Below are 12,724 nucleotides of genomic sequence, written 5' to 3' on the forward strand. Positions count from 1 at the left end.
TGGCGCACCGGTCGGCGGTGCGGGTCGTCCGGGGCCGCCGACGGGGTGCCGGGGCGGCTCTCGCGTGGCCGAGGTCGCCGACGTGTGGCAGGGTTGCACCCGTGCCACCCACTCCCGCCGGCCAACTGGCCATACCGACCCTGCACCGGGCCGCACGGATCGAGGACGCGGTGCACGCCGTGGTCGAGCGTCGGCTACGCCGGACGGGCTGGCGGATCAACATCATCGCGTACACCGGTTACGGCGCGCCCGGTTGGGCACGGGTGATGTGCCGGGTGCTGCTCGGGCGACCGGACACCCGTCAGCGGGGCCGGCTGGAGAAGGTCCGGGGCTGGCGCAGCTTCACCACGCTGCCCGCCAAGCACGTCACGGTGACGATCGAGACCGGTGGGGTGACCCACGAGACGCAGGCCGACCGCAGCGGCTTCGTCGACGTCGTGGTCGAGACGGACCTGCCGCCCGGCTGGGGTTCGGTGCGGCTCAGCGTCCCGGACGCCGAGCCGGTCGAGGCCCCGGTCCGCATCCTCGACCCGGAGGTCCGCTTCGGCGTCCTCTCCGACATCGACGACACGGTCATGGTCACCGCGCTGCCCCGGCCGCTGCTCGCCGCCTGGAACACCTTCGTGCTCGACGAGCACGCCCGGATGGCGGTACCCGGCATGGCCGTGCTCTACGAGCGCCTGGTCACCGCGCACCCCGGCGCCCCGGTGTTCTATCTGTCCACCGGCGCGTGGAACGTCGCGCCGACGCTCACCCGCTTCCTGTCCCGGCACCTCTATCCGGCCGGGCCGCTGCTGCTGACCGACTGGGGTCCCACCCACGACCGCTGGTTCCGCAGCGGCCGGGAACACAAGCGCGCCACCCTGGCCCGGCTGGCCAAGGAGTTCCCCGACGTACGCTGGCTGCTCGTCGGCGACGACGGCCAGCACGACCCGGAGATCTACCGCGAGTTCGCCGCCGCCCACCCGGACAACGTGGCGGGCGTGGCGATTCGGCGGCTCTCACCCACGCAGGCGGTGCTGGCCGGTAGCCTCCCCGTCCCGCACGACAGCCCTGCCGAGGGGCCGATCGGGCAGAAGTGGCTCTCCGCCCCCGACGGCGCGGGCCTCTGGACCCTGCTGCGCGGCGCCGGCTTGGTCTGAGCCGGCCCGGCGTGCGGGCCCTCGACGGAGTTCCCGTCCCGCACGCCGTTCCCGAGCCAGCGCGCCGGAGGTCAGCCGCCGGGGGTGAGCGTTACCTCGCCCGTGCAACCGGCCAGGTGCCGGCGGTCTTCGAGCAGGTCGATGACCGCCTCCCGGTTGGCGATGCGGGCCTCCGACAGCGCGTCCGGGTTCTGCCGCTGACCGGCGATGAAGGTCAGGTTGTTGCGGACGGCGGTGTCTAGGCCGTCGCAGTTCTCCGCCGCGCCGCCGTTGAGCGCCGCGTTCGGGTCCGCGTCCGGCACCTCGACCTCGCCGGTGCAGCCGGCCGCCGCGCGTCGCTGTTCGAGCTGGTCGATGACGGCCTGCCGGTTGGCGATCCGGGCCTCCGACAGCGGGTCCGGGAACACCAGTTGGTCGGCGATGAAGGCGAGGTTGTTGCCCACGGCCGTGTCGAGACCCTCGCAGTTCTCGCTCGCCGAACTGGTCCCGGTCGCCGTCGCGAAGGCCACGCCGAGGGTCACCCCGATCGCCACGACCCCCGCGATCTTGCGCTGTCGCGGTGAGGTCCCGCGCCGACTGCTCCGGGTGGTACGCCTGTTGCTCGCCATCGTTTCTCTCCCCCTCGTCGTCAACTGCCCTCGGAGGTACGGGCGCGCGGGCGCCGACGGTTCACCGCTCGGTGATCTACGTGCGAGCCCGGCGGATTGTTACCGACCTGGTGAGCGAGCTGTCACGCAGACATGAGGCGGTGCGGGTCCCGCGCCGCCTGCGCCGTCGGCCCGCCGTCGGCCCGCCGTCCGCCGTCCGCCGTCCGACCGAGGGCCTGCCCCCGCGCGCGGCATGGCTGCACCTGGCAGGGGCGGGGCCCGGCTGTGTGCAGCAGGGTCAGGGCCGGTCCTGTACAAGGTTCGGGCCCTTTCGAGCTGAGAGCGGGAACGGATCGCGGAAGGTCGCCACCAGGCTGCGGCGTGTCGTGCCTGGCGACGCGATAGCGCGAACGGTTCAGCTCGACAGGAGCCGAGGAGGTATCCAGGGCCGAGGCCCGCAGGCCGTGACGGCCACGCCCTCGACGGCGGCTACGCCCCACAACGCCCACGGCCGTGACGGCGGCCACGTCCCTCAACGGCCACGCCCCACAACGCCCACGGCCGTGACGGCGGCCACGTCCCTCAACGGCCACGCCCCTCAACGCCACGCCCGCGACCGCCACGCCCGCGAGGGCGGTCAGGCCGGGCGGAGCCAGAGGGCGCCGAGCGGGGGGACGCGCAGTGCCACCGAGGCGGGCAGCCCGTGCCAGGGGATGTCCTGGGCGTATACGGTGCCGAAGTTGCCGACGCCCGAGCCGCCGTAGTGGTGGGCGTCGGTGTTGAGCACCTCGGCCCAGGCGCCCGCCGCCGGCAGGCCGACCCGGTAGTCGTCCACGGGTCGGGCGGAGAAGTTAACGACGCAGACCAGGGTCGCCCCGTCGGGAGCGATCCGGACGAACGAGACGGTGTTGTTGGCGACGTCGTCACCGGCGAGCCAGCGGAAGCCGGCGGGGGAGGTGTCCTGCGCCCACAGGGCGGGGGTGTCCCGGTAGACCCGGTTGAGGTCGCCGACGAGGCGCTGCACGCCGGCCCGGGCCGGGTCGTGCAGGAGGTACCAGTCGAGGCCGCGCTCCTCGCTCCACTCCCGCTCGTCGGCCAGCTCGCAGCCCATGAAGAGCAGTTGCTTGCCCGGGTGCGCCCACATGTACGCGAGCAGCGCGCGCACGTTGGCCAGGCGCTGCCACTGGTCGCCGGGCATCTTGGCGAGCAGGGAGCCCTTGCCGTGCACCACCTCGTCGTGGCTGATCGGCAGCACGTAGTTCTCGCTCCAGGCGTACGCCAGGGAGAAGGTGAGCTGATGGTGGTGGTGCTGCCGGTAGATCGGGTCCTTCGAGGTGTAGAGCAGGGTGTCGTGCATCCAGCCCATGTTCCACTTGAAGCCGAAGCCCAGCCCGCCGTCGCTGGTCGGGCGGGTCACCCCCGGCCAGGCGGTGGACTCCTCGGCGATCATCACCACCCCCGGGTGGTGCTTGTAGACCGTCGCGTCGGTCTCCTGCATGAAGGCGATGGCCTCCAGGTTCTCCCGGCCGCCGTACTGGTTGGGCACCCACTGCCCGTCGGCGCGGGAGTAGTCGAGATAGAGCATCGAGGCGACCGCGTCCACCCGCAGCCCGTCGACGTGGAACTCCTCCAGCCAGTAGAGCGCGTTGGCCACCAGGAAGTTGCGGACCTCGCGGCGACCGAAGTCGAAGACGTACGTGCCCCAGTCGGGGTGCTCGCCGCGACGCGGGTCGGGGTGCTCGTAGAGCGGGGTGCCGTCGAAGCGGGCCAGCGCCCACTCGTCCTTGGGGAAGTGCGCCGGCACCCAGTCCAGGATCACCCCGACACCGGCGGCGTGCAGCCGGTCCACCAGATACCGGAAGTCGTCCGGGTCGCCGAACCGCGACGTGGGCGCGAAGTAGCCGGTCACCTGGTAGCCCCAGGAGCCGCCGAACGGGTGCTCCATCACCGGCAGGAACTCCACGTGGGTGAAGCCCAGCTCCACCACGTACGCGGTCAACTGCTCGGCCAGTTCCCGGTAGCCGAGGCCCGGCCGCCACGAGCCGAGGTGCACCTCGTAGACGCTCATCGGCTCCTGGTGCGGCTGCTGCCTCGCGCGCCGGGCCAGCCAGTCCGCGTCCGTCCACTCGTAGGTCGAGCGGTGCACCACCGACGCGGTGGCCGGCGGCACCTCCGCGTACGCGGCCAACGGGTCGGCCTTGTCCCGCCAGTACCCGTCCGCGCCGAGCACGCGGTACTTGTATCGGGCGCCGGACGCCACGCCGGGCACGAAGATCTCCCACACGCCGGTGGAGCCCAGCGACCGCATCGGCCAGCCGTCGTCCGGCGCCCAGCCGGTGAAGTCGCCGATCACCCGTACGCCCCGGGCGTTGGGGGCCCAGACGGTGAACGCCACGCCGTCGTCGCGTACCCGGGCGCCGAGCGCCTCCCAGAGCCGCTCGTGTCGGCCCTCGCCGATCAGGTGCAGGTCCAACTCGCCCAGGGTCGGCGGGTGGCGGTACGGGTCGTCGTGCGGCTGCCCGTCCATCTCGACGCGGTAGTCGAGGACCTCGCCGGGGACGGTCGCCTCGAAGACGCCGACGTCGTGCACCCGGGTCATCGGGTACCGCCGGTCCCCGACCAGCAGACACGGATCGGCTGCGCCCCGACGCATCGTGCGGATCACCGTGCGCCCGTTCACCGGGTGGGCCCCGAGCACGGCGTGCGGGTCGTGGGTCTCCCCGGAGATCAGCTGGTCCATCGGGCGTCGTCCTTCGTGGCGGAGTCGGTGCCGCTGCGGGGACGGGCGGCAGTGGTGGGGACGGTGGTGGCGATCGGCGCGGCGGCCGTGGCAGTGCTGGCGGTGCCGGGCGCGGCCGTGGCGGTGCCAGCCGTGTCGGGCGCGGCCGTGGCGGTGCCAGCCGTGTCGGGCGCGGCTTCGTCGGGGCGGCGTAGCACCAGCACGTGCGCGGGTTGCAGGTACGGGTCGAGGCGGACCGCGTTGCGCTGTCCCCAGTCGTAGGTGGCGCCGGTCAGCGCGTCGTGCACGGTGAACCGGTCGTGCCAGTCCAGGCCCAACGCGGGCATGTCCAGCGTGGTGTTGCCCCACTGCACGGTGTGCGAGTCGAACGAGCAGATCACCAGCACCGTGTTGCCCGTCGTCGGGTCGTGCTTGGACCAGCAGAGCAGCGCCGGGTTGTCGATGTCGTGGAAGACGAGGTTGCGCAGCCGGTGCAGGGCCGGGTTCTCCCGGCGGACCCGGTTCAGGGTGGCGATGAAGGGCGCCAGCGACCGCCCCTGCGCGAGCGCGCCGGCCCAGTCGCGGGGGCGCAGCTCGTACTTCTCGTTGTCGATGTACTCCTCCGCGCCGGGGCGCGCGACGTGCTCGAACAGCTCGAACCCGGCGTACATGCCCCAGGAGGGGGAGAGCAGCGCGGCCAGCACCGCCCGGATCTTGAACATCGGCGGTCCGCCGTGCTGCAACGAGGCGTGCAGGATGTCCGGCGTGTTCGGCCAGAAGTTCGGCCGCATGTAGTCGGCCGCCGCCACCAGCTCCTCGCAGTACTCGCGCATCTGCGCCGCCGAGGTCCGCCAGGTGAAGTACGTGTACGACTGGGTGAAGCCGACCTTCGCCAGCCCGTGCATCATCGCCGGTCGGGTGAACGCCTCGGCGAGGAACAACACGTCCGGGTCGACCCGCTTGACCTCGCCGATCAGCCAGTGCCAGAAGTCGACCGGCTTGGTGTGCGGGTTGTCCACCCGGAAGATCTTCACGCCCTCGCCGACCCAGTGCCGCACCACCCGCAGCACCTCGGCGCGGATGCCCTCCGGGTCGTTGTCGAAGTTCACCGGATAGATGTCCTGGTACTTCTTCGGCGGATTCTCCGCGTACGCGATGCTGCCGTCGGCCCGGGTGGTGAACCACTCCGGGTGCGCGGTGACCCAGGGGTGGTCGGGGGCGCACTGCAACGCCAGGTCCATCGCCACCTCCAGGCCGTGTTCGGCGGCGGCGGCGATGAAGTCGCGGAAGTCCTGCGGCGTACCCAGATCGGGGTGGAGGGTGTCGTGCCCGCCCTCGGCGGCGCCGATGGCCCACGGCGAACCCACGTCGTCCGGCCCGGCGACCAGCGTGTTGTTGGGGCCCTTGCGGTTGACCCGGCCGATCGGGTGGATCGGCGGCAGATAGAGCACGTCGAAGCCCATCGCGGCGACCCCCGGCAGCCGCTCGGTGGCGGTGGCGAACGTGCCGGACCGGGCCGGCGCGTCGACGGTGGCCGGGATCGCGCCCTCGGAGCGGGGGAAGAATTCGTACCAGGCGGAGAAGAGGGCCCGCTCCCGGTCCACCCAGATGCGGTACTCCTCGCCGGTGGTGACCAACTCGCGGACCGGGTGCGCCCAGAGCAGGTCGGCCAGGGCCAGCGCCGGAGCCACCCGCTGCGGCAGCGGCAGCGCCGTGTCGCCCAGCGCCCGTACCGCCTCGTCCAGGCCCGCCCGCTCGGCGGCCGGGACCAGCTCGGCGGCGGCCCGCAGCACGCGTACGCCCTCGGCCAGATCGTTGGCCAGCTCAGCCGGCCCCTGGCCCGCGGCGACCTTCTTGGTCACCGCGTTGTGCCAGGTCAGGTAGGGATCGCTGAACGCCTCGACGGTGAAGATCCAGTCACCGACGGCGTCCGGCACGATCGTGGCGTGCCAACGGTCCCGACCCGGCTCGCCCGGTCTCATCCGGGTGAACGGTCGCGCCAGCCCGTCCGGGCCCAGCCAGACCACATCGCAGCCGAGCGCGTCGTGCCCCTCGCGGTACGCGACTGCCGACACCGGCAGCACCTCGCCGACGACCGCTCGGGCCGGGTAGCGACCGCAGGAGACGACGGGGGAGACGTCTTCGATCGGGAACCGTCCGCTCACCGCCTCAACCTACTGTGCGAGATCGGCTCGCGCTCGTTCGACCGCCGTACCGTGCCCCACTTGCCCCGCCGCCGGCCGCGCAGTATTCGGCATCAGACTGGCGGTTGAGTCGCCACGAACGACCCCTTGCCCTGACGGGTGACGATCCAGCCCCGTTCCTCAAGAATGCGCAGGGCGTATCGGACCGGCCAGGCGCTCGACTCGTACTGCTCACGCAGCTCGGCGATGGACGGCAGCTTGTCGCCGGGCTTGAGCGTGCCCGCCCGGACTGCGGTCGACACATCGTTGATGATCTGCTCGTAAAGCGGTGCTTGCGGCATGGGCGCGCCACCTCTCGTCAGCGCCTCGATCTTCGCACTCCGAGTGACGCGCCGTGCATGCTCTGTTGACTGTGACGGCGTCCGGTGTCTCGTCGTCGATCATGGAGTTGTGGCAGCAGGTTTGTGGCGGTACGCGGCCTTTGGGCGAACCACAACTCCATGATCGGCGCGGTGGGTGGGGTGGGGCGGGCGGCGGGGGTGGGGTGCGGTGAGTGAGGTGCCGGTGGGGCGGCGGATCGCGCAGTGGCGGGTCCGGCGGAACATGACGCAGCAGCAGTTCGCCGACCGGATCGGCAAGTCCAAGAGCTGGGTGGACAAGATCGAACGTGGAGAGCGCCGGGTGGAGCGGGTGTCGAACCTGCGGGAGGTGGCCGACGCGCTCCGGATCGACCTGGCGAGCCTGCTGCCGGACCGGGCCGGGCGATCCTCGCCCGCCGCCGCCGGTGTGGAACGGCTCCGGGCCGCCCTGGCCAGGTACCACGTCCCGGCGTCGTCCCGTCCGGTCGACGTGGCGCAGGTGCGGGCCCGGCTGGACCATGCCGAGCAGAGCTACCGGCATGCCCGGTACCCGGCCCTGCTCAGGCTGTTACCCGACCTGCTCGACACGGTCCGGCAGGTGCGCGTCGACCGTCCCGATCCGGTCGGTGACGAGATGCTGGTCAGCGCGTACGGGCTGATTGCTCTGGTGTTGATCAAGCTGGACCAGCGGGAGTCGGCGTGGCTGGCGGCGGACCGGGGGATGGCCGTCGCCCTGGGGACCGGGAACGCGCTGCTGGTCGCCGTCGCGACCGTACCGCTGAGTCAGGCGCTGCGGGCGGTCGGGCGGCGACGGTCCGCGATGGACGCGACGGTCGTGGCCGCGCAGCGGATCGCGCAGCAGACCGGCGACGCGGCGGCGCTGCGCACGACGTTGCTGGTTCAGGCGGGTCTGGCTGCCGGTGGTCGGGGCGACGGCCGCAGCGCACGTGAGCTGATCGACCAGGCTGCGGCGATCGTGCCCGAGCTGCCGGACGGCTACGGTACGGCGGCGGTGGAGGCGGCGCGGGTGGTGATCGCGGCCGACCTCGGGGACGTCGGGGTGGCGGCGGCTCGACACGTTCGGCTGGTCGCGGGGAGCGGGTGGCGGTGGCTGCCGACCGAGCACCGGGCGGCGTACCTGCTCGACGTGGCCCGCGCGCACGCCCGCTGCGGCGACATGCTCCAGGCGGGGCGGGCGTTGTTGGACGCCGAGCGCACCGCCCCCGGGGAGGTACGCGAGCGTCCGTCCGCCCGCGCCCTGGTCGCCGTGGTGGCCCGCGCCGCCACCGCTCCCGCCGCGCTCACCCGCCTCGCCACCAGCCTGCACGTCGGTGGCGACGGTGCGGGGTGAGCTGTGGTGGACGGTGCGGGGTGAGCTGTGTTAGCAGGGGACCCCTGCTATGCACGAGGCGTTAACAAGGTGCCCTTCCTTACACCGAAAGCGAGCGGTACAGCTCCAACGTCTGGCGGGCGATCGCGTCCCACGAGAAGTGCTCCACCGCGCGTCGGCGTCCGGCCCGGCCGAGAGCGGCGGCCCGCTCCGGGTCGGCCAGCAGGGTGTTCAGCCGGTCCGCCAGGTCGGCCTCGAAGCGGGCCGGGTCCAGCGGTCGACCCGAGCCGTCGGTGGCCTGCTCGATCGGGACCAGCAGGCCGGTCTCGCCGTCGGCGACCACCTCGGGGATGCCGCCGGTGGCGGTGGCGACGACGGCGGTCTCGCAGGCCATCGCCTCCAGGTTGACGATGCCCATCGGCTCGTACACGGACGGGCAGACGAAGATGGTGGCGTGGGTGAGCACCTGGATCACCTCGGACTTGGGCAGCATCTCGGCCACCCAGACCACCCCGGAGCGGCCGGACCGCAGCTCGGCGACCAGGCCCTCCACCTCGGCGGCGATCTCCGGCGTGTCCGGTGCGCCGGCCAGCAGCACGAGCTGCGTCTCCGGTGGCAGTTCGCGGGCGGCGCGCAGCAGGTGCGGCAGGCCCTTCTGGTGGGTGATCCGCCCGACGTAGACCACGCTGGGCAGGGCGGGGTCGATGCCGAGTCGGGTCAGCACGTCGGTGCCCGGGTCGGGGGCGTACTGCGCGGTGTCGATGCCGTTGTAGATCACCTTGACCCGGTCCGGGTCCACCGACGGGTACGCGGCCAGCACGTCCCGGCGCATGCCGGCGCTGACCGCCACGACCGCGTCGGCCGACTCGTAGGCGGTGCGCTCGCACCAGGAGGAGAGCGCGTAGCCGCCGCCGAGCTGGTCGGCCTTCCACGGTCGCAGCGGCTCCAGGCTGTGCGCGGTCACCACGTGCGGCACCCCGTACAGCAGCTTCGCGGTGTGTCCGGCGAGGTTGGCGTACCAGGTGTGGCTGTGCACCACGTCCGCGCCGGCACACCCGGCGGCCATCTCCAGGTCCACGCCCATGGTCCGCAGCGCGGCGTTCGTCCCGGCCAGGGCCGGCGGGTCCGCGTACGCCCGGACTCCCGGCTCGGTACGCGGCGCGCCGAAGCAGTGCACCCGGACCTCGGTGATCCGGCGCAGCTCGCGGGCCAGGTACTCGACGTGGACCCCGGCGCCGCCGTACACCTCGGGCGGGTACTCCCGGGTGAGCAGGTCGACGCGAAGGGGGGCGGAGTCGGTCATGCCCGGCACCCTAGTGCAGAAGTGTGCCCGTACGAGTGGTGAAGCGGCACGGGGATGGATAGCGTCTGGTCATGGCTGCCAAGGTGCTCGCGATCGTCCTGGCCGGCGGAGAGGGCAAGCGCCTGATGCCGCTGACCACGGACCGGGCCAAGCCGGCCGTCCCGTTCGGCGGGATGTACCGCATGGTCGACTTCGTCCTCTCCAACCTGGCCAACGCCGGCTATCTCAAGATCGTCGTGCTGACCCAGTACAAGTCCCATTCCCTCGACCGGCACATCACCAAGACCTGGCGGATGTCGACGCTGCTCGGCAACTACGTGACGCCGGTGCCCGCGCAGCAGCGTCGGGGCCCGTGGTGGTTCGCCGGCTCGGCCGACGCGATCTATCAGAGCTTCAACCTGATCTACGACGAGCAGCCCGACTACGTGATCGTCTTCGGTGCCGACCACATCTACCGGATGGACCCCCGGCAGATGGTGGAGGACCACATCGCCTCCGGTGCCGGGGTGACGGTGGCCGGCATCCGGCAGCCGCTGCACACCGCCGACCAGTTCGGCGTCATCGAGGTCGGCGAGGACGGCCGACGGATCCGGGCCTTCCGGGAGAAGCCCACCGACGCGGTCGGACTGCCCGACGCGCCCGACGAGATCTACGCCTCGATGGGCAACTACGTCTTCACCACCAGGGCGCTGATCGAGGCGGTGGAGCGCGACGCCGAGGACAAGACCAGCAAGCACGACATGGGCGGCAGCATCATCCCGATGCTGGTGGAGCGCGGCGAGGCCAACGTCTACGACTTCCGCGACAACGAGGTGCCGGGCAGCACCGACCGGGACCGGGGCTACTGGCGTGACGTGGGGACGCTCGACTCCTTCTACGACGCCCACATGGATCTGATCAACGTCCACCCCGTGTTCAACCTCTACAACTTCGACTGGCCGATCTACACGGAGCAGCCGCCGTACCCGCCGGCCAAGTTCGTCCACCAGTGGGGGGAGCGGGTGGGCCGCGCGGTCGCCTCGATGGTGTCGCCCGGCGCGGTGATCTCCGGCTCGCTGGTGGAGAACTCGATCGTCTCGCCGAAGGCCAAGGTGCACTCCTGGGCGCACGTGGACGGCGCGGTGCTGATGGAGGGCGTCGAGATCGGCCGGCACGCGGTGGTGCGCCGGGCCATCCTCGACAAGAACGTCTACGTGCCCGAGGGCGCGGAGATCGGCGTGGACCTGGAACGGGACCGGGAGCGCTACACGGTCTCCGACAACGGGATCGTGGTCATCGGCAAAGGACAGAAGGTGGAGCCGTGAGCGCGAGGAGTGAGCTTGCGAGCCCCGCAGTCGCGAACGAAAGGCCAGCACCATGAGTGGTCACCCGCGCGCGGGCAAGCCAGCACAGCCCGCCGATCTGGTCGACGTACCGCGGCTGGTGACGGCCTACTACGCCGAGCATCCCGACCCGGCCGACCCGGCGCAGCAGGTCTCCTTCGGCACCTCCGGGCACCGTGGGTCGAGCCTGCGCAACGCGTTCAACTCCGACCACATCCTGGCGGTCACCCAGGCGCTCTGTGACTACCGGCGGGAGCAGGGCGTCGACGGGCCGCTGTTCCTGGGCCGGGACACCCATGCGCTCTCCACCCCGGCGGCCGTGGACGCCCTGGAGGTGCTCGCCGCCAACGAGGTCACCGTGCTGCTGGACAGCCGGGACGGCTACACCCCGACCCCGGCGGTCTCGCACGCCATCCTGACCCACAACCGGGGTCGCACCAGCGGGCTCGCCGACGGCATCGTGATCACCCCGTCGCACAATCCGCCGGACGACGGCGGGTTCAAGTACAACCCGACCCACGGCGGTCCGGCGGACTCCGACGTGACCCGGTGGATCCAGGACCGCGCGAACGCGATCCTCGCCGCCGGGCTCAAGGAGGTGCGGCGCATCCCGTACGCGCGGGCCCGCGCCGTCGACACCACCGGCACGTACGACTTCCTCGGCGCGTACGTGGACGACCTGCCTGCGGTGATCGACCTGGACGCGATCCGCGACGCCGGGGTGCGGATCGGTGCCGACCCGCTCGGCGGGGCCAGTGTCGACTACTGGGGTGAGATCGCCCAGCGGCACGGGTTGGAGTTGACCGTGGTCAACCCGACGGTGGACCCGACGTGGCGGTTCATGACGCTGGACGGCGACGGCAAGATCCGGATGGACTGCTCGTCGCCGAACGCGATGGCCTCGCTGATCGCGATGCGCGCCGACTACCAGGTGGCCACCGGCAACGACGCGGACGCCGACCGGCACGGCATCGTCACGCCGGACGCCGGGCTGATGAACCCGAACCACTACCTGGCGGTGGCGATCGCCCACCTGTTCCGTACCCGGGAGCAGTGGGGTCCGGACGCCGCCGTCGGCAAGACCCTGGTCTCCTCCTCGATGATCGACCGGGTCGCCGCCGACCTCGGGCGTCCGTTGCTGGAGGTGCCGGTCGGCTTCAAGTGGTTCGTGCCCGGACTGCTCGACGGCGCGGTGGGCTTCGGCGGCGAGGAGAGCGCGGGCGCCTCGTTCCTGCGCCGCGACGGCGGAACGTGGACCACCGACAAGGACGGTCTCCTGCTCTGTCTGCTCGCCGCCGAGATCATCGCGACCACCGGCCGGACGCCGAGTGAGCACTGGGCCGAGTTGGCCGACCGGTTCGGCGCGCCCGCGTACGCCCGGATCGACGCGCCGGCCACCCGGGAGCAGAAGGCCGTGCTCGGCAAGCTCTCGCCGGAGCAGGTCCGCGCCACCGAGTTGGCCGGTGAGCCGATCACCGCCACGCTCACCACCGCGCCCGGCAACGGCGCGGCGATCGGTGGGCTCAAGGTGACGACGGCCTCCGGCTGGTTCGCCGCCCGCCCGTCGGGCACCGAGGACGTCTACAAGATCTATGCCGAGTCGTTCCAGGGGCCCGAGCATCTGGCCCGGGTCCAGCAGGAGGCGCAGGAGTTGGTCACCGAGGTGCTGTCCGGCGCCTGAGGGCCCAGCGGGTATGCCGCGTGGCCGCCCCCCGGGGGGGGGGGGGCGCGGCGGGGGGGGGGGGGGGCCGGCCCGCGGGGTGCCCCGCGGGCGTGCGCGGGGCGGCTCCGGCCGGACGCCGCCGCGCGCCGCGCGGT

General features: G+C 72.2%; 9 protein-coding genes. 4 read left to right on the plus strand and 5 right to left on the minus strand.

The features are described from left to right. Window positions 1-101 precede the first annotated feature (101 nt). Window positions 102-1,142, plus strand: coding sequence for an App1 family protein (locus ACIBO1_RS15530; RefSeq protein ID WP_396746379.1), 1,041 nt, complete (start codon window positions 102-104; stop codon window positions 1,140-1,142). Window positions 1,143-1,213: 71 nt separating this feature from the next. Here the strand turns inward: ACIBO1_RS15530 and ACIBO1_RS15535 are convergent, their stop codons facing one another. From ACIBO1_RS15535 to ACIBO1_RS15550, 4 genes are all read right to left on the minus strand, one after another. Beyond that, entirely contained in the window at window positions 1,214-1,750 is a 537-nt protein-coding gene (locus ACIBO1_RS15535) for a hypothetical protein (RefSeq protein WP_396746382.1), read from the minus strand. A gap of 616 nt (window positions 1,751-2,366) precedes the next feature. After that, window positions 2,367-4,469: a 1,4-alpha-glucan branching protein GlgB gene (gene glgB, locus ACIBO1_RS15540; protein ID WP_396746385.1), complete on the minus strand. Its 2,103-nt coding sequence runs from the start codon at window positions 4,467-4,469 to the stop codon at window positions 2,367-2,369. Then, window positions 4,457-6,613, minus strand: a complete 2,157-nt coding sequence (locus tag ACIBO1_RS15545) for a maltotransferase domain-containing protein (protein ID WP_396746388.1) — start codon at window positions 6,611-6,613, stop codon at window positions 4,457-4,459. The genes glgB and ACIBO1_RS15545 overlap by 13 nt, the downstream gene beginning before the upstream one ends. A 92-nt stretch (window positions 6,614-6,705) precedes the next feature. Next, the gene (locus ACIBO1_RS15550; protein ID WP_396746391.1) at window positions 6,706-6,933 is read right to left on the minus strand and encodes a winged helix-turn-helix domain-containing protein; all 228 of its coding nucleotides are present in this window, start codon (window positions 6,931-6,933) and stop codon (window positions 6,706-6,708) included. Between the two features lie 208 nt (window positions 6,934-7,141). Between ACIBO1_RS15550 and ACIBO1_RS15555 the strand changes: the two genes are divergently transcribed. Next, complete coding sequence (locus ACIBO1_RS15555; RefSeq protein ID WP_396746394.1) at window positions 7,142-8,302, plus strand: helix-turn-helix domain-containing protein; 1,161 nt, start codon at window positions 7,142-7,144, stop codon at window positions 8,300-8,302. Window positions 8,303-8,381: 79 nt separating this feature from the next. On the opposite strand, the gene glgA is transcribed toward ACIBO1_RS15555, so the two are convergent. Continuing rightward, a complete protein-coding gene (glgA, locus tag ACIBO1_RS15560; RefSeq protein ID WP_396746397.1) occupies window positions 8,382-9,584 on the minus strand; it encodes a glycogen synthase in 1,203 nt (400 codons plus the stop codon). Window positions 9,585-9,655: 71 nt separating this feature from the next. Here glgA and glgC point away from each other — a divergent pair, with 71 nt between their 5' ends. Together glgC and pgm are read left to right on the plus strand one after the other, a co-directional pair. Beyond that, on the plus strand, window positions 9,656-10,888 hold the full coding sequence (gene glgC / locus ACIBO1_RS15565; RefSeq protein WP_396746400.1) for a glucose-1-phosphate adenylyltransferase: 1,233 nt from the start codon (window positions 9,656-9,658) through the stop codon (window positions 10,886-10,888). A 52-nt stretch (window positions 10,889-10,940) separates the two neighbouring features. After that, window positions 10,941-12,587 carry a phosphoglucomutase (alpha-D-glucose-1,6-bisphosphate-dependent) gene (gene pgm / locus ACIBO1_RS15570; RefSeq protein WP_396746403.1) on the plus strand — a complete coding sequence of 549 codons (1,647 nt, stop codon included), beginning with the start codon at window positions 10,941-10,943 and terminating at the stop codon, window positions 12,585-12,587. Window positions 12,588-12,724 lie beyond the last annotated feature (137 nt).

The organism is Micromonospora sp. NPDC049903 (assembly GCF_044460945.1).
Classification (GTDB): domain Bacteria; phylum Actinomycetota; class Actinomycetes; order Mycobacteriales; family Micromonosporaceae; genus Micromonospora.

What these genes read in the sequence shown, in the direction of transcription:
- glgA (WP_396746397.1), bottom strand. Translation starts at nt 9,584, where the DNA reads ATGACCGACTCCGCCCCCCTTCGCGTCGACCTGCTCACCCGGGAGTAC.
- ACIBO1_RS15535 (WP_396746382.1), bottom strand. Translation starts at nt 1,750, where the DNA reads ATGGCGAGCAACAGGCGTACCACCCGGAGCAGTCGGCGCGGGACCTCA.
- glgC (WP_396746400.1), top strand. Translation starts at nt 9,656, where the DNA reads ATGGCTGCCAAGGTGCTCGCGATCGTCCTGGCCGGCGGAGAGGGCAAG.
- ACIBO1_RS15550 (WP_396746391.1), bottom strand. Translation starts at nt 6,933, where the DNA reads ATGCCGCAAGCACCGCTTTACGAGCAGATCATCAACGATGTGTCGACC.
- glgB (WP_396746385.1), bottom strand. Translation starts at nt 4,469, where the DNA reads ATGGACCAGCTGATCTCCGGGGAGACCCACGACCCGCACGCCGTGCTC.
- pgm (WP_396746403.1), top strand. Translation starts at nt 10,941, where the DNA reads ATGAGTGGTCACCCGCGCGCGGGCAAGCCAGCACAGCCCGCCGATCTG.